At 42.3% G+C, this 22256-nt stretch carries 17 protein-coding genes; 8 read left to right on the top strand and 9 right to left on the bottom strand.

The window, feature by feature from the left end; translation table 11 throughout:
* Positions 1-76: 76 nt before the first annotated feature.
* Genes ACFGVS_RS26425 through ACFGVS_RS26410 form a run of 4 tightly spaced genes read right to left on the bottom strand, consistent with a single transcriptional unit; the run spans position 77 to position 3363 of the window.
* Entirely contained in the window at positions 77-682 is a 606-nt protein-coding gene (locus ACFGVS_RS26425; protein ID WP_439696252.1) for a hypothetical protein, read from the bottom strand.
* A 1-nt stretch (position 683) separates the two neighbouring features.
* Positions 684-1949 (bottom strand): adenosylmethionine--8-amino-7-oxononanoate transaminase, encoded by a 1266-nt coding sequence (gene bioA, locus ACFGVS_RS26420; RefSeq protein ID WP_439696251.1) that lies wholly within the window; start codon positions 1947-1949, stop codon positions 684-686.
* On the bottom strand, positions 1946-2389 hold the full coding sequence (locus tag ACFGVS_RS26415) for an NUDIX domain-containing protein (RefSeq protein WP_439696250.1): 444 nt from the start codon (positions 2387-2389) through the stop codon (positions 1946-1948). Before ACFGVS_RS26415 ends, bioA begins: the two co-directional genes overlap by 4 nt.
* Positions 2389-3363, bottom strand: a complete 975-nt coding sequence (locus ACFGVS_RS26410; protein ID WP_439696249.1) for a cation diffusion facilitator family transporter — start codon at positions 3361-3363, stop codon at positions 2389-2391. Before ACFGVS_RS26410 ends, ACFGVS_RS26415 begins: the two co-directional genes overlap by 1 nt.
* 90 nt (positions 3364-3453) lie before the next feature.
* Between ACFGVS_RS26410 and ACFGVS_RS26405 the strand changes: the two genes are divergently transcribed.
* Positions 3454-4647 carry a pyridoxal phosphate-dependent aminotransferase gene (locus ACFGVS_RS26405; protein WP_177183958.1) on the top strand — a complete coding sequence of 398 codons (1194 nt, stop codon included), beginning with the start codon at positions 3454-3456 and terminating at the stop codon, positions 4645-4647.
* Positions 4648-4832: 185 nt separating this feature from the next.
* On the opposite strand, the gene ACFGVS_RS26400 is transcribed toward ACFGVS_RS26405, so the two are convergent.
* Positions 4833-5405 carry a hypothetical protein gene (locus ACFGVS_RS26400; protein ID WP_439696248.1) on the bottom strand — a complete coding sequence of 191 codons (573 nt, stop codon included), beginning with the start codon at positions 5403-5405 and terminating at the stop codon, positions 4833-4835.
* A gap of 400 nt (positions 5406-5805) precedes the next feature.
* Positions 5806-6159, bottom strand: coding sequence for a winged helix-turn-helix transcriptional regulator (locus ACFGVS_RS26395; protein ID WP_439696247.1), 354 nt, complete (start codon positions 6157-6159; stop codon positions 5806-5808).
* A gap of 104 nt (positions 6160-6263) precedes the next feature.
* On the opposite strand from ACFGVS_RS26395, the gene ACFGVS_RS26390 reads away from it, so the two are divergent.
* Positions 6264-7007: an SDR family oxidoreductase gene (locus tag ACFGVS_RS26390; RefSeq protein ID WP_439696246.1), complete on the top strand. Its 744-nt coding sequence runs from the start codon at positions 6264-6266 to the stop codon at positions 7005-7007.
* Between the two features lie 124 nt (positions 7008-7131).
* Here the strand turns inward: ACFGVS_RS26390 and ACFGVS_RS26385 are convergent, their stop codons facing one another.
* From ACFGVS_RS26385 to ACFGVS_RS26375, 3 genes are all read right to left on the bottom strand, one after another.
* A complete protein-coding gene (locus ACFGVS_RS26385) occupies positions 7132-10311 on the bottom strand; it encodes an efflux RND transporter permease subunit (RefSeq protein WP_439696245.1) in 3180 nt (1059 codons plus the stop codon).
* A 69-nt stretch (positions 10312-10380) separates the two neighbouring features.
* Positions 10381-11559, bottom strand: a complete 1179-nt coding sequence (locus ACFGVS_RS26380) for an efflux RND transporter periplasmic adaptor subunit (RefSeq protein WP_439696244.1) — start codon at positions 11557-11559, stop codon at positions 10381-10383.
* Positions 11560-11616: 57 nt separating this feature from the next.
* A complete protein-coding gene (locus ACFGVS_RS26375; protein ID WP_274209545.1) occupies positions 11617-12963 on the bottom strand; it encodes a TolC family protein in 1347 nt (448 codons plus the stop codon).
* Between the two features lie 365 nt (positions 12964-13328).
* On the opposite strand from ACFGVS_RS26375, the gene spt reads away from it, so the two are divergent.
* The 6 genes from spt (at position 13329) to ACFGVS_RS26345 (ending at position 22188) form a co-directional block, all read left to right on the top strand.
* Positions 13329-14534 (top strand): serine palmitoyltransferase, encoded by a 1206-nt coding sequence (spt, locus tag ACFGVS_RS26370; protein ID WP_090653224.1) that lies wholly within the window; start codon positions 13329-13331, stop codon positions 14532-14534.
* Between the two features lie 112 nt (positions 14535-14646).
* Complete coding sequence (locus ACFGVS_RS26365; protein ID WP_439696243.1) at positions 14647-15765, top strand: hypothetical protein; 1119 nt, start codon at positions 14647-14649, stop codon at positions 15763-15765.
* On the top strand, positions 15762-16748 hold the full coding sequence (locus ACFGVS_RS26360) for an NAD-dependent epimerase/dehydratase family protein (RefSeq protein WP_439696242.1): 987 nt from the start codon (positions 15762-15764) through the stop codon (positions 16746-16748). Before ACFGVS_RS26365 ends, ACFGVS_RS26360 begins: the two co-directional genes overlap by 4 nt.
* Positions 16749-16939: 191 nt before the next feature.
* Positions 16940-18265: an inositol-3-phosphate synthase gene (locus ACFGVS_RS26355; protein WP_090653221.1), complete on the top strand. Its 1326-nt coding sequence runs from the start codon at positions 16940-16942 to the stop codon at positions 18263-18265.
* A gap of 616 nt (positions 18266-18881) precedes the next feature.
* Positions 18882-21440: a DUF5686 family protein gene (locus ACFGVS_RS26350; RefSeq protein WP_439696241.1), complete on the top strand. Its 2559-nt coding sequence runs from the start codon at positions 18882-18884 to the stop codon at positions 21438-21440.
* A 25-nt stretch (positions 21441-21465) separates the two neighbouring features.
* Positions 21466-22188 carry a CDP-alcohol phosphatidyltransferase family protein gene (locus ACFGVS_RS26345; protein WP_090653266.1) on the top strand — a complete coding sequence of 241 codons (723 nt, stop codon included), beginning with the start codon at positions 21466-21468 and terminating at the stop codon, positions 22186-22188.
* Positions 22189-22256: the final 68 nt, after the last annotated feature.

Below are 22256 nucleotides of genomic sequence, written 5' to 3'. Positions count from 1 at the left end.
TACAGAATTAGAAAATTTACAGAATTTCTTTTCATTCTCCTTATTCTAAAATCCTGTAAATTCTGATTCAAACAATCTAATTGATCGCCGCTCCCAGCTGCTTCACCCACATTTCAAACAACCTGGTTTCAAAAGCTACCGCTTTATTGGCGTGTTTTTCCCAATCGGGCGAGAATTTGTGCAGCTGGTTAAGCATTTCTTCCAGGTGCCCTTCTTCTTCCAGGATAATTGATTTTACGTTTACTTTGCTGCCCGCTTCGTCAAGGGCCGATTGGTAAATGGGGTAAAGTTCATCGGCACGAACTTCAATAGCATAGGTTACCAACAAATAGGCCGCAAAACGAAGTTCGGGGCCGGTAAGGTTCAATTCGCTTTTAAGGTAGCGGCAAACGTCAATATCCAGTTGGTTTAAGTAGTATTTGCTTGAGCCCGGGGCCAGCAGGTATTCCGCAGCGTAGGTTGGCAGCTCAACACCTGTTTTTTCCAGTTGTTTTTTGAGGTAAAAGGCATGGCGATGCTCTTCGGCAGCATGTTTCAGGATAATATAGGTCACCGTAAGCGGGTCTTCACTGGCCGAAATTTTGCGGGCCCCGGTGTTTTCCATCAGCGACAGCGTGTTCAGCCAGCGGGAGTGCAACTGGTTATCGGCTATTATTTGCGGTAGAAGTTTGTTTAATAACATGTTATATTTCTTGTAATGCCTGCTCTATTTTGCTGTAAACATACTGTAGTTCATCATCAGTAATGCAATACGGCGGTAAAATGTAAATTACGTTGCCCAGGGGGCGTAATATAACACCGGCAGCTAAAAAGTAATGGTATAATTTATCGCGAAGCGAGCTGAAATAAGAGGTATTATCCCCGGTTTCCCACTCCATTGCCAATATGGTACCGGTTTGCCTCAGGTTTTTTATTTTAGGGTGATGTTTAATTTTACCGGCAAACAATGCATGCGCGTTAACTATCCGTTCAATATTTGCGGCTGTTTGGGGTTGTTCAAACAAATCCAGGCTTGCCAGTGCCGATGCGCAGGCTATAGGATTGGCGGTAAACGAATGGCCGTGAAAAAGCGTTTTCAACCGATCATCAGATAAAAAAGCATCGTAGATGTGCTGGGTACAGGTTGTTAAGCCTAATGCCATGGTGCCACCCGTTAAGCCTTTTGAAAAGCACATAATATCGGGCTGTACATTAAGATAATCGCATGCAAATGATTTTCCTGTTCGGCCAAACCCGGTGAAAATTTCGTCGTCAATCATCAGCACACCTTCCTGTTTGCAATGGACCATCAGTTCATTCAAGTATTCGGCCTCGTACATCAGCATGCCTGCAGATCCTTGCACCAGTGGCTCGAAAATAAAACAAGCCAGTTGAGATTTGAGGTGTGAGATTTGAGATTTCAGACTTTGGATGTTTTCTTTGTTGGGGGTATCAATAAATTCGACCTCGAACAATAAACTATCAAAGGCTTTTGTAAATGCGCTGCGGCCGCTTACAGCCATGGCACCAAAGGTATCGCCGTGGTAGGCATTGTTAAAAGCCAGTATTTTGGTGCGTTGCTGGCCGTTGTTATTCCAGTATTGCAAGCACATTTTTATGGCTACCTCAATAGCTGTAGAGCCATTATCTGAATAAAATGCCTTTTGCTGGTTGCCGGGTAAATGGGCCAACAGCCGCTCGGCTAATTCAACGGCGCCTTCATGGGTAAAGCCCGCAAAGATCACATGCTCCAGCTTTTGCAGTTGCTCCGCTACTTTCTGTGCTATATAAGGATGCGCGTGCCCATGAATGTTTACCCACCAGGACGATACGGCATCAATATATTGTTTGCCCGTTTCATCAAACAATAAAGCACCCGCCCCCCTTACAATGGGTACAGGCGGCGCCGCGGTTTTCATTTGGGTATAGGGGTGCCAGATAACTTTAAGGTCGCGTTCGGTAAGGTTCATAACTCTTCCTGTAAAAGTTCAACTACGCGCTTATCTGTAGGGAATGCAAAATCGGCTATACTTAGGGCAGTTAAGTTTATCCACCTGAATGACTGCAGCACTTCGCCTTCGCCGTCAAAATCAAAGGCTATGGTTTTGGTAACTAAATTTACCGGGCTTATGCTCCGTACCAAATAGTAAACGCTAATGACCTGCGAATTGTTAAAGGCCGATTTCACAAAAAAATCAGTTGTGTAAAAATGTCCTACAATCTCAATTTCCAGGTTACACTCCTCCATAAATTCGCGCTTCAGGCCGTCAACCAGGCCTTCGCCCAATTCAAGGCCGCCACCGGGGAATTTGGTAAACCGCATCCCATATTCCTGTTCATCGCTTACCAGCAATTCGTCGTTATCATTAAGCAACAGGCCGTAAACCCTTACATTAAAATACTCTGCCATTATTCAAAGTGTTTTTTATTTCGTACTACAATATCCATCGTCCACTCAATGGTTTCTGTTTTGGCCTCGCTCCTGATGGGGCAATTGGGCATGCTGCAATAGTGGCAGCAATTGGGCAAACATGGGTCGGTGTGGATAAACAGTTCGGTTTTTATACCTACCTCCTGGTTAATCATTTTATCAACCAACGATACCTCGGTATGCACCGTATTCAAATCAAAATAACTGGGTAGCGTAAGGTGGCAGTCAATATGCAGTTCATGACCATATTTTTGAGCACGCAGGTTATGCACATCTATCCAGGCATCGCGGCGTTTATCGCTTAGTACCTTTATTACTTCATTAACTACATCTATGTCGGCCTCGTCCATAAGTCCGCCAACAGAGCGACGTACCAGTTTGTAGGCGCTATAAATTAAATACAAGGCTACCAAAATTGATAACGCGCTATCAAGCCATATTAAACCCACAAAATGAATCAGTAGTAAACCTGCCACCAGGCCAATACTGGTTACCATGTCGGCTAATAAATGACGCCCGTCTGCGTCAAGCGTTATCGACCGCAATACTTTCCCCTTATAAATCATATAATAACCCAGAGCGCCGTTAACAGCGCCCGTGGCACCAATAATAACCGCGCCGGTGAGCAAATCATGAATATTTTCGGGATGAATTAAACTATATATCGATTTTCCGATAATGATGAGCCCGGCAATGCCTATAAGCGATCCTTCGATAAATACCGAAAAGTACTCTACCTTGCCATGCCCGTAGGGGTGATTTTCATCGCGAGGCTGTGCGGCAAGGTAAATGCTAAAAAAAGCGAAGGAACTGGCAATTACATTAACAATACTTTCGGCGGCATCACTTAATACAAAATTGGAACCGGTTAAAAAGTAAGCCCCGAATTTCGCCATCATCAATACAATACCTGTTATCAGCGAAATTAATATGATCCTTTTTTGTTCCTTCAAGGCATTTTTTATTAGGCAGCAAATTTATAAATAACAAGCGTAAGTAGCAGTAAAGTTATTTTCTATATTTGCCGCGATAACATAATTTATATGAGCGCATTAAGTAACCGGATAAATAACCTATCCGAATCAGCAACAATTAAAATGGCCAAATTGGGCCGTGAACTTGCCGCAAAAGGCGTGGATGTAATCAGTTTGAGCTTTGGCGAACCTGATTTTCATACACCAGAACATATTAAAGAAGCTGCCAAGCAGGCCATGGATAAAAACTTTACCTACTACACACCCGTAGCAGGCTATCCTGAACTGCGTAAGGCTGTTGTTGCCAAACTGAAGAACGAAAACGGACTTGATTATGATTTTAGCCAGATAGTAGTTTCAACCGGTGCCAAACAAGCGATTGCCAACGCGGTATTGTGTTTGGTTAATCCGGGCGAAGAAGTAATTATCCCTACCCCTTACTGGGTATCGTACAGCGAGGTGGTTAAACTGGCCGAAGGCGTAAGTGTTTTTATAAACACTACTGTTGAACAAAACTTTAAAATTACCCCTGAGCAATTAGAGGCAGCCATAACCCCCAAAACCAAATTGTTTATGTTCTCGTCGCCTTGTAACCCTACAGGCAGCGTTTACAGTAAGGATGAATTGGAAGGCCTGGCCAAAGTGTTTGAAAAACACCCGCATGTATATATTTTAAGCGACGAGATTTATGAGCACATTAACTACGTTGATAAACATGAATCAATAGCGCAGTTTGATTATATTAAAGATCGTGTCATCATCATCAACGGCTGGTCGAAAGCATTTGCCATGACCGGCTGGAGAATTGGTTACACGGCATCAAACAAAGAGATAGCCATTGCCTGCGATAAAATGCAGGGACAAATAACCTCTGGTACCTGCTCTATAACCCAACGTGCCGGTGTTGCCGCTTACGAAGGTGGTTTAGAAACTGTACTGGAAATGCGCGCCGCATTTAAAAAACGCCGCGATATAGTATACAAGTTACTAAGTGAAATTGAAGGGTTAAAAGTAAACCTGCCGGATGGCGCTTTCTATTTCTTCCCCGAGGTAACTTCGTTCTTTGGTAAAAGCTATAATGGCAAAACCATTAAAGATGCTGATGAACTGAGCATTTATCTTTTAGAAGAAGCCCATGTTGCCACCGTTGGCGGCGATTCGTTTGGCGACCCTACTGCTATCCGTTTATCGTACGCTGCGGCCGAAGATAAGCTAATTGAAGCCGTAAGAAGGATTAAAGAAGCGCTGGGGAAACTGGTATAAGATGTGCAGATTTCAGATTTTAAATGTGCAGATGAAATAATTAATTTGAAGATTTGAAAATGAAGAACGTTTCAACTTAAATTCTGCTAATTCACTAATTCTGTAAATTCTGATTCAGACAATAACAAGAAAGCCCCTCATCATCACGACGAGGGGCTTTCTTGTTATTATTGGAATTTTGGATATTACAATCCAAACCCATAGGCTAAACGTAAACCTACCATACCGTAGTTACTGCCCTGGCCCGAAAAGTTTTCGTAACGTGCGCCTATATCCCATGATTTGGTTGCGTAACCTAAACCAGGTGAAAGGATAAGTTTGGTGTTTTTATCACCGCCAGCTACTGTTGGGTGAACTTCAAAACCTGCGCCAGCCTCGCCCGAAAGGTAGAAACCATCCGAAACGAATGCTTTAAGACCAGCTTTAACGGGGATCATACCCAACGACCTGGCTTTAAAAGTAGATGTGGCAGTACCCGTTGGTGTAGTTACCGAAGTGGTGTAAGTTTTACCAAAGAAATTATAGTAACCCGAAGTTAGCGTTAAGGCCACATTGTTGTTTACACCATATTGTAAACGTCCTGTACCACCTAATTCAAATTTTGAATAATCATGAATGTCGCCGGTTGGTATACCAGCTTCAACACCGATACCAAAGCGTAATTTGTTGGCTGGGGTTGTTTGAGCATTAACATTTGTTCCGACGAATATAGCTGCTGCTGTAAAAGCGCCTGCTATAACTTTTGTCACTGTTTTCATAGTTGTAATTTTTAGTAAATAGTCCGCAGTTTTATTGCCGCGTTGATACCCCTTTTACAAATACTTTGCCATTGTAGCATTTTTTGGCGCTTGTGAGATTGGCATGACTATTCAAAAATCAATTATTACAACAGGTATATTACAAAAAACATTTGCTTAGATATTGATTATCAGCACACTATTTCACTCTTAAATATCGGCTTTTTATCTACTTATGAAATAAACTTAACATCAAATTAATGTTCAGAAAACAGGAGCACTACTGTTCAGCATAGTGTATCCTATTAACGAATTTCTGTTTGGTTTAAACTAAAATGATGTAAAAACAGCTGCCCGAGGCGAGCTATAAAGCTTTGCCAAAAACAAAAAGGAGAGGGTTTGAGCCTCTCCTTTTTTATTTTTACATATCATCTATTATTACCTGTCGGTGTTTCATTCCCCAATCGGCCAGGTTGTTGATAATAGTCTGCAGTGTTTGTCCGTACTCGGTCAGGTTATATTGAACGGTTACCGGCTGAGTGTCTAAAACAGTCCGCTTTATCAGCTTATTTGCTTCCAGCTCCTTTAATTCCTTACTCAGCATTTTGTTTGATATGCCGTTTACATCGTTCAAAATATCAGAGAACCTTCTTTTATTATAATAACAAATAGACGAAATAATAGAGATTTTCCATTTGCCGTTCAGCACGTCCATTGCATCATGCACGGCCATAATTTCTTTTTTGTGCCCTGGCACACATACATTGTCTGTCATAAGTTACCTTGTTACCCAAATGTTACTGTTACTTTTAGTTACAAAGTAACTAAAATAAATTTCTATATCCTAAGTTTGCTTCGTAAATATTAAAAAAATAAGTCATGAACTTTAAAGGTAAAAATGTAGTTATAACCGGGGGTAGCACCGGAATTGGATTAGCAACCGCAAAAGCATTAATCAATGCCGGGGCAAACGTTTGGATTACCGGCAGAAGTGCCGGTAATATGCAAAAAGCTGCCACGGAGATCGACAGCCCAAATTTGCAAACCGTAGTGTCGGACACTTCAAAACTGGCAGAGATTTCGATTCTTGAAAAAGCAGTTACTGCAAGCGGAAACAAATTAGACGTACTTTTCCTTAACGCAGGAATAGCTGTTTTTGCCCCAATTGAACAGGCAACAGAGGCAGATTTTGACGCCCAATTTAACACCAATGTGAAAGGCCTGTTTTTCACGCTGCAAAAATTAATTCCGCACCTGGCAAATGGGGCATCTGTAATATTCACATCCTCAACAGTAGCAACAGCTTCAAATTTAGGCACCAGCGTGTATTCTGCCACCAAGGGGGCGTTAAATAAAATTGCCCAGATTGCCGCAAATGAATTGGCCGACAGAAAGATCCGCGTAAATATTATTAGCCCGGGGCCAGTTCAAACACCAGGATTAGATTATGCAGTACCTCCTGAAGCAAAGACATATTTAGCTGCCGCCACGGCGCTGCAAAGGTTGGGCGATGCCGATGAAATTGCGAAGGCTGTGTTGTTCCTCGCCTCGGACGATGCAAGCTTTATAAACGGTGCAGAACTATTGGCCGATGGTGGCTTTATTAACTATGCGCTAAAATAAATTAGACCTCTGCATCAGATTGCTAAATCGTTTTTAATTAGTTGCTAAAATTACGCTCGTTTTTTTAGCAAAAATGGCCGGAATTTCTTCCGGCCATTTTTGTGTATTAGCTTTTGCTAATTTATCAGGCTTGTGGCCCGTGCCCATTTTCGGGTTTGTAATTTTTTTCCATTTCGGCAAGCTTCTCTTTACCGTAAGCAAATTTGGTTATCAGGTAATACAACACCGGCACTATAAATATAGCCAGCGACGTAGCGGTTAACATACCTCCAAATACTGTCCACCCGATAGTCTTCCTGGCTTCGGCACCCGCCCCGGATGCTATCATCAGTGGCACAACGCCCAATATAAAGGCCATTGAAGTCATGATGATTGGTCTCAGCCTTAGCCTTACCGCCTCGAGGGTAGCTTTTTCAAGGTTCATCCCTCTATCTACCCGTTCTTTGGCAAACTCAACAATCAGGATGGCGTTTTTGGCGGCCAGCCCTATCAAGGTTATCAAACCAATCTGGGCATAAACGTTATTAGTAAGATCGGGCCAGAAACTAAGGAAAAGGATAGCCCCAAACGCGCCTAATGGCACCGATAACAATACCGAGAATGGCACCGACCAGCTTTCATACAAGGCGGCAAGAAACAGGAATACAAACCCAATTGAGAGGGCAAATATGTAAACCGTTTTTGATCCCGATAGTAATTCCTCGCGGCTTAAGCCCGAAAACTCGTACCCAAAACCCTGGGGCAGCGATTTGGCCGCAACTTCTTTTAAGGCAGTTATAGCATCACCACTACTGTAACCCGGTTTGGTACTGCCATTTATCTCGGCCGAACGGAACAGGTTATAATGCGCAATTAACGGCGAATTTTCAATAACCTTATAGGATGTAAGGGTACTTAAGGGCACCATGGTGCCAAACTGGTTACGCACAAAGTACTGCCCAATGTTGCTTACGTTGGTCCTAAAGGCCGTATCAGCTTGCGCAAGTACCCTGAAATTTCGCCCGTAAATGGTAAAATCGTTAATATAGGTACTACCCAGGTACGTTTGCAGGGCGCTGTTAACATCAGATATGGATACCCCTAATTTTTTTGCCTTTTCCCTGTCAATGGTTAGTTGATAAGCGGGTGTACTTGCCGTAAAAAAGGAGAAAGCCCGTGCAATTTCCTGCCGTTTGTTTAATTCGGTAATAAATGTGCGCAACGTTTTTTCAAATACCTTAATATCCCCGCCGGCCTGTTTTTCTTCCAGGATAAACGAGAAACCACCGGTGCTACCTAAACCAGGTATAGCAGGCGGCTGAATAACCACCACGTTGGCCTCCTTAAACCGGGCCAACTTTTGGTTTAGTTTGGCAACCAGCGCCGTTATCTGGTGTTCTTTTTCTTTACGTTCGTCCCAGGGTTTAAGCTGCACAAACATGGTGGCGCTATTGGCCTTACTGGCAAAGCTGATAACATTTAAGCCTCCCAATGCAGCATAATGGGCAATTTCGGGGATGCTATCCAGCGTTTTCATCATCTGGTGCAATACGTCAACTGTACGTACGGTTGATGAAGCTTCGGGCAAATCATAGGTAATATAAATACGGCCGTCATCCTCCAGCGGAATAAAGCCCGATGGTTTGTTATGAAATAGCAATACCGCCCCAACAATAATACATACCAGTATAATAATAACAAATTTGGAGTGCTTTATTCCCTTATCAACCGTATTGCGGTACTTGCCGGTTACGCGGGTAAACCATTCATTAAATACAAAGAAGAATTTATTGAGCCCCTTTGATTTATTATCTATTTTATGCGGGCGAAGTAGCAACGTACACAACGCTGGCGTTAACGAAAGCGCCACAAAAGCCGATATCAGTACAGATATAGCAATAGTGATAGCAAATTGCTGATAAAGCCGCCCTACAATGCCGGGTACAAAACCTACCGGCACAAATACAGCCGCTAATATTAAAGCGATGGCAATTACCGGTGCCGATATATCGGCCATGGCGTGTTTGGTAGCCTCTGTCGGCGTCATGCCTTCCTCATCCATATAATGCTGCACAGCCTCAACCACCACAATGGCATCGTCAACCACAATACCAATAGCAAGCACAAAACCAAACAAGGTTAGGGTATTGATAGTAAAGTGCAAGGGTATAAAGAAAATGAAAGTACCTATAATAGATACAGGTATGGCCAAAACAGGAATTAACGTAGAGCGCCAGTTTTGCAGGAATAAAAATACAACCACAATAACCAGCCCCAAAGCAATAAGTAAGGTATCAACCACTTCGCTTACCGATACTTTTACCACAGTAACCGCTTCAAAAGGCACAACATAATCAATATCGGCAGGGAAGCTTTTTTTAAGCTCGTTCATGGTGGCATATACATTCTCGGCAGTCTCGAGCGAGTTGCTGTTTGGCGCCTGGTAAACCAGCAGGTATGATGCCCTTTTGCCATCAACAAACGAATTACCCGAGTAGTTAAACTTACCCAGCTCAATACGTGCCACATCTTTTAAATGCACAATGGCGCCGGTAGCGGGCACCGTTTTAATAATTACATTGCCAAATTCTTCGGGTTTGCTTAAACGGCCTTTAACCAGTACCGAGTATTCAAAGGTTTGCGTTTTTTGCTGCGGCGTGGCGCCAACCGTGCCGGGGGCTACCTGGGCGTTCTGCTCGGCCAGGGCAGCGGTAACATCGGCGGCGCTCATGCCTAACGAAGCCAGCTTGGCAGGGTTAAGCCAGATACGCATACTAAAATCATCGGCACGGCTCACAACATCACCTACGCCTTTGGTACGCAGTATAGCATCTTTTATAAAAACGTTGGCATAGTTGTCAGTAAATGTAACGTCATGCGTCCCTTTTGGCGAAAACATGGCCACCAGCATTAATATACTGGGGTTACGTTTACGCACCACAAGGCCCAGGCGCTGCACCTCCTGCGGTAAAGTGGGTGTAGCAATACCAACCCGGTTTTGCACATCAAGCGCGGCTATATTAATATCGGTACCTACATCAAAGTTAACGGTCATGCTCATCTGGCCGTTGCTGCTGCTGTTACTTTGCAGGTAGGTCATGCCTGGGACACCATTTACCTGCACCTCTACAGGGGTAGCAACAGTTTGCTCAACAGTGAGGGCATCGGCACCTGTATAAGTACCTGTAACCGAAACCGTGGGCGGGGTTATATCAGGATATTGCCCGATAGGCAGGCTGCTCATTGACAGTAAACCAACAATAACAATCACCAGGGAGATCACTATCGCGGTAACCGGTCGTTTTATAAAAGTATCTGCAATCATTCTTTTTATTATTAAGTTTTGCAGGGGATTATCCTGCCAATCGCTTAAATTTTTCCTTATCTGTTCATACTATTTTTTGGGTGCTGCACCAGCCGGCGGGCCACCTGCGCCAAGTGTAATCCGGCCGCCATCGCGCAAACGCTGGAAACCGTCAGTTACCACTTTATCGCCTGCTTTAATACCTTCCATTACTACAATACTGGTATTTACACGCGGGCCAAGCTTCACTTTTACTTGTTTGGCAATAGTATCCCGCCTGTCTTTTATCGTTTTATCGTCGGCGGTATCTTTAACTGTGGTATCCCTGGTTACAAAAACAAAAAACTCGCCCATTTGCTCGGTCACGGCTTTATTAGGTATTTGAACCCTGTTACCCGATTGGTTGTTAAGCACCTGTAAAACGCAGCTCATGCCATCTTTCAATACATCATCCTCATTAGGAAATTGAATCCTTACTTTAATGCTGCCGGTACCACTGCTTACTCCTCTGTCGATAGCTAAAACTTTGCCTGTTTTATTGTAGGTTTTACCATCGGGTAATTGTAATTTAAAAGTGGTATCGCTGCTTGATTTTTGCAGGCTATAAAAACGGTTAATATCCTGCTCGTTAATCACCACATCCACGCCAATAGGGTGCTCGGCCGATATGGTGTTCATCAGCGTAGTGCCAACGGCTACCTGCGCCCCCAACCTTACCTGCGATATACCTATACGGCCCGTAAAAGGCGCCCGTATAGTAGCGTAAGAAAGATCAGTAGCTGCCGACGCAAGACCCGCTTTGGCCACTGCTACAGCGCTCTTATTGGTTTCATAAGCTGCAACAGCCTGGTCGACAGTTTGGCGCGCAATGGCGTCGTTTTTTAACAACATATTGTAGCGGTCAACATCTTTTTGGGCTTTGGTAAGGTTGGCCTGTGCACTTAACACATTGGCAGCCGCCTGCTGATAAGCCGCCTCGTATTTGCGCTTATCAATTTCGTAAAGCACTTTGCCTTTTTCAACAACGTCGCCTTCCTTAAAAAATATACCGGTTACAAAACCCGGCACCTGGCTGCGCAGTTCAACAGTGTTAATGGATATAACCGTCCCCTGGTAACTATCATAATAGGTAGCATTACCATCTTTTGCTTCGGCAATTGAAACCGGGATTGGCGGCGGGGCGGCTGCGCCCTTTTTATCGTGTTTACCGCATGATACCCATGCTAATAATGCCGCCGGGGCTAACCAATATATATATCTGTTCTTCATTATAGTAATTTGTTCGTTTGAGTATCTTCTTAAAAAAGCATGCTGAAAGCTATATTATTATTGTACCGGCAACGTGCCCAACGCTTTTTGCAGGTCAATTTTGCTGGCCAGCAGCTGGAACAGGGCGTTATAATAATTTAGTTCGGCTGTACGCAGGTCTGATTGTGCTACAATAACATCAAGGTAGGTTTTAACGCCTTCGCGATATTGCAGGCTTACTATTTTATATACATCCTTTGCAAGGTCAACATTTTCGCGTACCAGCTTATAGCTGGTGTAATTGCTTTTGTAACCGGCAAGCGCTTGTACATACTCGGTGTTAAGGCTATTTTTGGTATTTGCAATATCCAGGTCGGTACGTTCAACCTGTAAACGTGCCTTGCTTAAATTTTGAAGGCGTTTGCCGCCCTGAAAAATAGGCAGGTTTAACGTTAAGCCAACATAGCCTGTAGGGTAGGCATTACTATACAGCGGGCTAAAATTGTGGTTAAAGTAGGCATAATTATAACTGCCCACCGCCGATAACGAAGGCAAAAAGCCATAATGGTAATAATCAACATTTAAATTTTTTAGCGCTTTACTGGCTTGCAGCAAGCGGTACTCAATCCGGTTATTTACATCAAGCACCTGGTTGGTATCAATGGCAGCCTCCTGCTCATATCGGGACGAATCATAAGCCAGTGTAATGTTACCCGGGCCGCCTACACCCATAATTTGTTTTAAATAAGCGGTTTTACTTTTGATAGATTCCTCCGTCGCTTTACGTGTAGCGATAGAATTATTAAGGGCAATAGTTGCCTGTTTAAAATCTGTTTTATCAGATACGCCTGCCTGGTACCGGTTGGTGGCATCCTTTAAGCTTCGTTGCAGCCTGGTAATGTCCTCATTGGTAATATCCAGCTGCTTTTGCGATAACAGTACATCAAAAAAAGCCTTGCTTACATCCGACACAACATTTATCTGGCTGCTTAACGTGTTATCCTTATAATACTCCCGCGAATATTTTGAGGCCTTTGAAGCCAGCAACACATCGTTATTATAAATAACCTGCGATGCCGTAACGCCCAGGGTCGACAGGTTACGGATGCTGCCTGCGTTTGATGGAATATTGGCCCCCGATGCACCCGCCTGCGGCTGTCCTTTAAAATAGTAATTATAAAGGCCCGATGAATTTACCTGGGGCAGCCATCCCGATAAACCGATCCTGATATCGCGCTCGTTTATTTGCTCGTCAATAGCGGCCTGCCTTACAGCCGGCTGGTTGCGCAGCGCGTAGTCAACAGCTTGCTTAAGCGTAACTGGCCCGGTAATTGTATCAACACCTGTTTGTGCGAAAGCCGGTGAATGTAAAATTAATGTTAAATTGACTATCGTTAAGAGGGATAAGTACTTTAGTTTTTTCATACGAAAGAATGGGTGCCAATGATCGCCGGCTTAAACTACAAATACGGCGATGTTATAGTTTTAGCCAAATTGCATAGGGGATACGCGAATATGTGGTTAATATTAGCAAAATAGCGCCAACCACAAAAATTTTACGTAAACTTTATAAAAAATGCGGTAAAAAACCAGCTTTGGCCGTTTTTACAAAAAAATGAAAATAAGGGATAGCAAATAAATAAAAAAATTAATTAATTTGCCATGTGGTTTAATGTGGCTTTGGCAGAACTTACATGTTCTGTAGCCTTATTTAAAAAAAATTACATTTACCGTATAAGTTATACACTTATTCATGGTATTTTTACGCAAAATTAAAGCAGAGTTAATACATGGTTAAAAAACTACATGGGAAGATCGCCGAGTTCCAGGTTGCAAATATGCTCCGGGAGAAGGGATTGTATCCTTATTTCAGGCCTATTGAGTCTGCTCAGGACACTGAAGTATTAATTGACAACAAAAGGGTATTAATGTTTGGATCTAACTCATACTTAGGCCTTACCAATCACCCGAAAATTAAAGAAGCTTCAAAAAAAGCGATTGATAAATATGGCACAGGCTGTGCCGGATCGCGTTTTTTAAATGGTACACTGGATATTCATATTGAGTTAGAAAACAGGCTTGCCGCTTTAGTTGGCAAAGAGGCCGCCGTTTTATTCAGCACAGGCTACCAGGTAAATCTTGGCGTACTATCCTGCATTACGGGCCGTAATGATTACATTATTTTAGACGAGTACGATCATGCCTGCATCATTGACGGCAGCCGCCTTTCGTTTTCAAAAGTGTTAAAATACGCCCACAACGACATGAACGACCTACAGCGCAAACTGGCATTATTGCCCGAAGAAGCTGTAAAGGTTATTGCTGTTGATGGTATTTTCAGCATGGAAGGTGATATTGTTAAGCTACCTGAAATAGTGCAGCTTGCCGACCAATATGGTGCAAACATCATGGTTGATGATGCGCATAGCCTGGGGGTTATCGGTCATAATGGAGCAGGTACTGCATCGCACTTTGGCCTTACCAAGGATGTTGACCTTATTATGGGTACCTTTAGTAAGTCATTAGCTTCGTTGGGTGGTTTCATAGCTGCCGATAAGGATACGGTTGACTTTATTAAGCACCGCGGCCGTTCGTTGATGTTTAGCGCGAGTATGACACCAGGATCAGTTGGCAGCGTAATTGCGGCCCTGGATATCATGGAATCGGAACCCGAAAGGATTCAGAAACTTTGGGATAATACCAATTACGCCATGAAACTTTTGCTTGACGAAGGTTTTGACCTTGGCCCAACCGAAAGCCCGATATTGCCTATTTATGTACGCGATAACGAGAAAACTTTCCTGGTAACCAAACAGCTGCAGGCGGCTGGCATATTTGTTAACCCGGTTGTTTCGCCCGCTGTGCCTTCAGATTCATCGTTGCTGCGCTTCTCCTTAATGGCTACCCATACATTTGAGCAAATTGAGGAAGCCGTTGAGAAACTGACTAAAATTTTTAAAGACGTAGGCGTTACTTCCGTTAAAGAAAAAATATAATCTTATAAAGTGTCCGTGTGCATATTTGGCTGCTGTTTTATTAAAGCAACCGTATACACACGGACTTTTACGTTCATATAGCCTTAGGGCAACCAATTAGTGCAAACCACTCATGATAAAAATTGTAACAGTTAGTTCAAAAAAAGAACTGGCTTCATTTATTGATTTTCCGCATGATTTGTATGAGGGCGACCCAAACTATGTACCAGAACTGTTTATAGCCCAGCGCGACCTGCTAACTATTCACCCTTTTCATAAACATAACAAGGTACAGCCATTTTTAGCCTATGACGGCGATAAAATTGTAGGCCGTATTGCAGCCATCCTGAACAATGCCCACAACGAATACAATCATAAAAACGATGGTTTTTTTGGTTTTTTTGATTGTATAAATAGCACCGAAGTTTCAAACCTGCTGTTTGATGTGGTTACCGGCTGGCTTAAAAATAAAGGCGTAACCGGCCAGCTTTTAGGCCCGGTAAATTTTAGCACCAATGAGCCCTGCGGCTTATTGATTAAAGGTTTTGATAGCCCGGCGTTTTTAATGAACACCTACAACAAGCCCTACTATGCCAACCTTATTGAAAGCTATGGCCTTAGTAAAGATGTTGACCTGATAGCCTGGCACTGGGACGGGCAGGAGTATGACGATAAATCGGTAAGGTTACTCAACTCTTTAGAGGAGCGTTTAAAACGGAGTAATATCATCATTCGCAAAGTAAATTTAAAAAAGTTCAAAGAGGAAGCGGCCAAGCTTCGCGAAGTATATAACTCGGCCTGGGATAGCAACACTGGTTTTGTGCCTTTAACCGACGAGGAGTTTGATTACCTGGCCAAAGACCTTAAGCTGATCCTCGACCCTGATTTTGCTTTGGTTGCCGAACAAGAAGGCAAAATTGTAGCATTTGGCCTGGCCCTGCCAAATTATAACGAAATCTTTCAGAAGATAAAAAGGGGCCGTTTATTGCCAACCGGTATTTTCAAATTACTGTTTGGCAAAAAAAACATACAAAGCATCCGCATTTATGCGTTAGGGGTAATAGATGGTTACCGTAAAATGGGCATTGAAGCCTGTTTATATGGCACTATTATCAGAGAGTACAAAGCCAAAGGCTTTAAACATGCCGAAGCCGGCTGGACTTTAGAACATAATGACATGGTAAACCGCGCGATTGAAGCTATTAAGGGCGATCCGTACAAAACATACAGGTTATACAAAAAGGCGATATGAGGGAAAAGGTTTTAATAACCGGGGCGAGCGGTTTTGCGGGGTTTCATATTATCGAAGAGGCGTTACACAACAATTTTGAGGTATATGCCGCCGTTCGTAAAAGCAGCAAAACAGACCACCTGAAAAATCTCGATATCAAATTTGTTAACCTTGACTACCGCGACCCTACCGCGCTAAAGCAACAGCTTGCAGATATTAAGCCCCACTATATCATCCATGCGGCCGGTGTTACAGCAGCCAAATCACAGGCGGCTTATAACTATATTAATGCCACCCATACTTTCAACCTTGCTTCTGCCGCTGTACAGGCAGGCATCAACCTTAAAAAGTTTGTACTCATCAGCAGCCTGGCAGCGCTTGGGCCACTTAAAACATTATCCGGCGCCATCAGCGAAACCATCAAACCCAACCCGGTTACTGCTTACGGCCGCAGTAAACTACTGGCCGAAGAACAGTTAAGGACGGTTGAAAATTTAAACTATACTATATTGCGCCCAACGGCTATTTATGGCCCAAGGGATACCGGGATATTTATATTTTTTAAGCAGCTTACCCGCGGCCTTGAGCCATACATGGGCAAGGCCGACCAAAAGTTAACCTTTATATATGTAAAGGATGTAGCCAAAGCTTCCATAAAATCGCTATACGACGGAAATAATACCGATTATAACCTTAGCGATGGCAACTATTACAGTAAATATGAGTTGGCTAATTTAGCCAAGGAAGCTTTGAGCTTAAAAACCTTTAAATTTCATTTACCTGTAATATTTGTAAAAATAATAGCCCTGGTATCAGAAAAAGTTAGTTCTTTGAGCAACAAAGCCGCCATCATTAACATGGAGAAGCTAAACGAACTCATGGCCGTAAACTGGTCGGTTGATATCGAGAAAGCCAAATCGCACCTTGGATTTTATCCAACGTATAATTTGCAAACCGGGTTAATAGAAACACTAAAGTGGTACAGGGCCAACGACTGGTTATAACCGCCAGGCAAACTAAACATTAATACATGGAGCATTAAAATTGAAATATAACAAAATCAAAGCAATTTACTTAAACGTTTAAGTAAATTAATAATCAGGCACTTACTAATAAATAAAACAACAGACGATAACAACGGAGCAATTAAATAAACAGCCGTTTTATCCCAACAATTAAACAATAAATAAGTATAATGAAAATCAAAATTTCTCCTGCCGAAGGTAAACTGGGTATCCTTATCCCTGGTTTGGGCGCAGTAGCCACCACGTTGATTGCCGGCGTTGAAGCTGTAAAAAAAGGCATTTCGCAACCAATTGGCTCCCTTACACAAATGGGGCACATCCGTTTAGGTAAACGTACCGAAAACCGTAACCCTAAAATTAATGAGTTTGTGCCGCTTGCCCAGTTAAACGATATCGTTTTTGGCGGATGGGATGTGTACGAAGATAACGTTTACCAGGCTGCATCAAATGCAAAGGTATTGGAATCGTCGTTATTGGATGCTGTAAAACCGGCACTGGAAGCCATTGTGCCGATGAAGGCCGCTTTCGATCAAAATTACGCTAAAAACCTTACAGGTACCCACGTTAAAACCGGCACACGTTATGAGCTGGCACAACAGGTAATGGAGGATATTAAAAACTTTAAAGAGCAAAACGGTTTAGACCGTGTTGTATTGGTATGGTGCGGATCGACAGAGATTTATTACGAGGCGTCGGCCATCCACCAGTCGCTTGCAGCTTTTGAACAAGCCTTAAAAGATGACGACAAACTGATAGCACCAAGCATGATATATGCTTACGCGGCTTTAAAATTAGGCGTACCTTTCTCAAACGGCGCCCCTAACCTAACCGTTGATATCCCCGCTTTAATTGAGCTATCAAAATTAACCAAAACGCCTATTGCAGGTAAAGATTTTAAAACCGGCCAAACTTTAATGAAAACAGTTTTGGCACCGGGCCTTGCTGCACGTTCGTTAGGTGTACACGGTTGGTTTTCAACCAATATATTAGGTAACCGCGATGGTTTGGTATTGGATGATCCGGATAACTTTAAAACCAAAGAAGTATCAAAATTAGGCGTACTGGAAGATATTTTTAAACCCGAAGATAACCAGGAACTGTATGGTAATATTTACCACAAAATCCGTATCAATTATTACCCCCCTCATGGCGATAACAAAGAAAGCTGGGACAACATTGATATTTTTGGCTGGCTGGGCTATAAAATGCAAATCAAAATTAACTTCCTTTGCCGCGACTCCATCCTTGCCGCCCCTATCGCGCTCGACCTTGCTTTATTTAGCGACATGGCCAAGCGTGCCGGTATGAGTGGTATCCAGGAATGGTTATCGTTTTATCTTAAATCGCCGCAAACCGCTGCCGGTTTACATCCCGAGAATGATATATTTAAACAATTGATAAAGTTAGAGAACACACTTCGTTATTTAATGGGCGAAGATTTGATAACCCACCTTGGTTTAGATTATTATGACGATATGTTTGCCGCAGAAGCATAATAAATTGTAATAAAATGTAAATCAGCCGTATAAAGTCCGATCTTTATGCGGCTGATTTGTTTATAAGCCATCCTTAAACCTAAGTTTATTAACTGTTACGCTGCTGATATCAATTAAGCTGTTAATAAATGTTAAATACCTGTATCGGTGTATAGCAAGCCTGCAATTTTTAGTACCCTTGTAACGAATATTTTTTTTAAAATCTGTAATTATACAGGTTACGTTTGTACAAATACTGATAAGTATGCCCTGATATATATTATTATCGTTATTTAGCTATTAGTATAATTTCAGGGTAATTTATTTCAATGATTACCGTTGTTGTAATTGCCACGGGTAATATTTGACTTTTTGACCACATTAGTCTGTAGGGATTTTTTTTACCTTTGGAGCGCAGTTACAAGCGTGATATAGGAGTTATAAAAGGTGCATTAAACCCATTTAAAATAGGTTTATCGCCTAAACAGGCCGAAAGTGGATAAGGGCGTATGATTGATCGGCACGATAATTTAAACTGATATTTAATAATATCGGTAACCAAAAGGTTAGCTATAGCGGGGCGGGATTATATTATCAATCAAAAAAAGGTTTGTATTTGCATAATTGCATAAAGTACATGAAGTTTAAAAAAATTTACAAAAGTCTATTCTTTTCAATATTCTTTTTTTCTGTTACCTCAATATTTGCTCAAACCACCATTATTACAGGTAGGGTTACTGATGCGGGCAACAAACAAACCCTTCCTTATGTAGTAGTTAGCTTTACCGGAACCACAACCGGGGTTACTACAGATAACAATGGAAATTACCGCCTGTCAACAACCAATCAAACTTACAAGCAAATAAAAATATCTTTTTTAGGATACAAGGATGCGTTTTTGGCCGTGGTGCCTGGTAAAGAACAGGTTATTAATGTAAAGCTTTTCCCTGCGGCGCAACAGCTGGCCCAGGTTACTATTAAGGCCGGTAAAAAGCCCAAATACCGTAATAAAGATAACCCCGCTGTTGAGCTGATTCGTAAGGTTATTGAAAATAAAGAAAAAAACCGCCCCGAAGCCTATGATTATGTAGAGTACCGGGAATATGATAAAATGATGTTTGGCGCCGCCAACGTTTCGGCCCAGTTCTCCGACCGCAAATTTTTCAGGAAGTATAAATTTATATTAGATAACCGCGATAGCACGTCTATCCCGGGCAAATCGATATTACCTATTTTCCTTAATGAAAAGCTTGTACAAAACTATTACCGTAAAAATCCCGAGAAAAACAGGGAAATTGTAATAGGCGAAAAAAATGTGAATTTTGGCCCGGCTGTGGATAATGCAGGCCTTGCACAGTATTTTAAGCACCTTTATACCAAGGTTAATATATACGATAATAATGTTTTACTGATAACCAGCCAGTTTTTAAGCCCGATATCAGATAACTCGCCCAACTACTACAAGTTTTTTATTACCGATACCATTACCGATAATAAAGGCCAAAAACTGGTACAATTAAGCTTTACGCCCCGCAATACCAACGATGTTTTATTTGAGGGCAGCATTTATATAACGCTGGATGGCAATTATGCGGTTCAGAAAGCATCGCTACTGGTAAACAAACATATCAATATCAACTTTATCAGATCAATACAGGTTGACCTGGATTTTGAGCAAAATCCCGACAACAGGTACCATTTGAGCAAAAGCGTTACAACTGCCGACTTTGGTGCATCAAAAAAGGATGCAAAAAGCAGCCTGTTTGGCATGCGTACCATTACTTATGGTAACTACGTAGTAAACAAGCCAAGGCCGGATACTGCCTACACCAAACAATCGGAAGAGTCATCAGACGAAGCCCGCAACCGCAGCGATGCATTCTGGCAAAAAAATCGCCTGGATACGTTAACTACGGCCGAATCAAAAGTTTATAAAAACATTGATAGTTTAAAAGATATGCCGTCGTTTAAACGTACGGTGGATATTGCAACCATATTACTTGCGGGCTATAAAGGCTTTGATAAGTTTGAGATTGGCCCTGCCAACACTTTTTACAGCTTTAACCCGGTTGAAGGTTTTAAATTAAGGTTTGGCGGCCGTACAACCCCTAACCTGAGCAGGCGTTATTATTTTGAAACCTATGCCGCTTATGGCTTTAAGGACGAACGATGGAAGTACTTCCTGAGCGCCACCTATTCGCTTAATAACAAATCGATCTATAAATTCCCGCAAAATTATATAAGGGCGAGTTTTCAGCGCGATACAAAAATACCGGGGGCTAATCTTCAGTTTGTTCAGGAGGATAACTTCCTGCTATCATTTAAGCGTGGTGTAAATGACAAATACCTGTACAACGATAATTATAGAATTGATTATGTACATGAGTTTGATAGTCATTTTTCATACAGCGCCGGTTTTAACAACTGGAAACAGGAACCGGCCGGCTCATTATACTTCAGGCCGGGAAATGACCTTACCCACCCTGTTCATGATTTAACTACAACCGAATTAACCGCGGGATTAAGGTATGCACCCAACGAAGAATTTTACCAGGGTAAAATTTACCGTACCCCACTCCCTAACAAATATCCTATTTACCAGGTACAATTTACCGCCGGCTTAAAAAACATTTTTGGCGGCGAATATAACTACCAAAAGATTGATGCACGTATTGATAAGCGTGTTTACGAATCGCAGTTGGGTTATGCCGATGTGGCCGTTTATGGTGGTAAAGTGTTTGGTACTGTTCCATATCCGCTATTATCAATTCCGCGTGCCAATCAAACTTATGCTTATGATATTGATTCATATAACCTGATGAACTTTTTGGAGTTTGTATATGACCATTATGAAGGTATAAGGATCGATCAGCATTTTATGGGTTTCTTTTTTAACAAGGTGCCACTATTTAAAAAGTTAAAATGGCGCGAAACAGCTTCCTTTAAGGTGCTATGGGGTGGTTTGAGCGATGGTAATAATCCTTCGATACACCCATCATTGTACCAGCTGCCTGTTGATGCCAATGGAGTGCCGCTAACTTATTCATTAGGACGAACTCCTTATGTTGAGGGAAGCGTTGGTATCGAAAACATATTTAAGCTAATTCGTGTTGATTTTGTGGAAAGGTTTAACTACCTTAATCATCCGAACGTAGCAAATTGGGGTATACGCACCAGAATTAAATTTGATTTTTAATTTTGTACATCAAACTATTACAAAAATGGAACAAAAAATATCGCTTAGAACAAACCTGCAATTAGGGATTTACCGGGTGATTGATCCCGTTGTAAAAATTCTGATCAAGATTGGGTTAACACCAAACGCGGTTACATCAATCGGGTTTGTGCTTAACGTGGGTGTTGCGGCCATTTTTATTTTAGGTGCCGAAGAAGGCAACCGCGGCGATTTACGCTATGTTGGCTGGGCAGGGGGCTTAATCCTGTTTGCCGGCCTGTTTGATATGCTTGATGGCCAGGTAGCCCGCTTAGGTAACATGAAATCAACCTTTGGCGCGCTGTACGACTCGGTTCTTGACCGTTACAGCGAATTGATCATGTTTCTTGGTATTTGCTATTACCTGGTAGGGCACCATTATTTTATAAGTTCGATAGCTGCGTTTATAGCCCTCATAGGCTCCATGATGGTAAGCTATGTAAGAGCCCGTGCCGAAGGTTTAGGTGTTGAAGTTAAAGGTGGTTTAATGCAACGGCCGGAGCGTGTGGTTACCATTGGTGTTTGCGCCTTAATAAGCGGTATAGTTGCTCAATATATTGGCGGCAATTATAAGTTGTTTGTACCGGGTGTTAAATTTCACGTATTTGAACCGATATCGATATTTACCTTCCCATTGGTATTGCTGGCTGTGCTAACCAATATTACCGCGTTTAACCGGTTAAGGGAAGCAAAAAAAGCCTTGATAAAACAAGAGGAAGAGGGATCGTAAGTATTATAGAAGCTGAAAGCAGAATGCTCAAAGCTTAAAGCCAACATGTTTCTATATAAATCGCAGCT

This window comes from Mucilaginibacter sediminis (genome assembly GCF_051903035.1).
GTDB lineage: Bacteria > Bacteroidota > Bacteroidia > Sphingobacteriales > Sphingobacteriaceae > Mucilaginibacter.
Note: the sequence above shows the minus strand (reverse complement) of the source record. Positions and strands in the feature narration are given on the sequence as shown.

Bases quoted from the DNA above. Each gene is read 5' to 3' on its own strand.
- ACFGVS_RS26390 (WP_439696246.1), top strand. From the start codon at position 6,264: ATGAACTTTAAAGGTAAAAATGTAGTTATAACCGGGGGTAGCACCGGA.
- ACFGVS_RS26400 (WP_439696248.1), bottom strand. From the start codon at position 5,405: ATGAAAACAGTGACAAAAGTTATAGCAGGCGCTTTTACAGCAGCAGCT.
- ACFGVS_RS26345 (WP_090653266.1), top strand. From the start codon at position 21,466: ATGGAACAAAAAATATCGCTTAGAACAAACCTGCAATTAGGGATTTAC.
- ACFGVS_RS26405 (WP_177183958.1), top strand. From the start codon at position 3,454: ATGAGCGCATTAAGTAACCGGATAAATAACCTATCCGAATCAGCAACA.
- ACFGVS_RS26350 (WP_439696241.1), top strand. From the start codon at position 18,882: ATGAAGTTTAAAAAAATTTACAAAAGTCTATTCTTTTCAATATTCTTT.
- ACFGVS_RS26380 (WP_439696244.1), bottom strand. From the start codon at position 11,559: ATGAAGAACAGATATATATATTGGTTAGCCCCGGCGGCATTATTAGCA.
- ACFGVS_RS26355 (WP_090653221.1), top strand. From the start codon at position 16,940: ATGAAAATCAAAATTTCTCCTGCCGAAGGTAAACTGGGTATCCTTATC.
- bioA (WP_439696251.1), bottom strand. From the start codon at position 1,949: ATGAACCTTACCGAACGCGACCTTAAAGTTATCTGGCACCCCTATACC.
- ACFGVS_RS26360 (WP_439696242.1), top strand. From the start codon at position 15,762: ATGAGGGAAAAGGTTTTAATAACCGGGGCGAGCGGTTTTGCGGGGTTT.
- ACFGVS_RS26365 (WP_439696243.1), top strand. From the start codon at position 14,647: ATGATAAAAATTGTAACAGTTAGTTCAAAAAAAGAACTGGCTTCATTT.
- ACFGVS_RS26425 (WP_439696252.1), bottom strand. From the start codon at position 682: ATGTTATTAAACAAACTTCTACCGCAAATAATAGCCGATAACCAGTTG.
- ACFGVS_RS26375 (WP_274209545.1), bottom strand. From the start codon at position 12,963: ATGAAAAAACTAAAGTACTTATCCCTCTTAACGATAGTCAATTTAACA.
- ACFGVS_RS26415 (WP_439696250.1), bottom strand. From the start codon at position 2,389: ATGGCAGAGTATTTTAATGTAAGGGTTTACGGCCTGTTGCTTAATGAT.
- spt (WP_090653224.1), top strand. From the start codon at position 13,329: ATGGTTAAAAAACTACATGGGAAGATCGCCGAGTTCCAGGTTGCAAAT.
- ACFGVS_RS26395 (WP_439696247.1), bottom strand. From the start codon at position 6,159: ATGACAGACAATGTATGTGTGCCAGGGCACAAAAAAGAAATTATGGCC.
- ACFGVS_RS26385 (WP_439696245.1), bottom strand. From the start codon at position 10,311: ATGATTGCAGATACTTTTATAAAACGACCGGTTACCGCGATAGTGATC.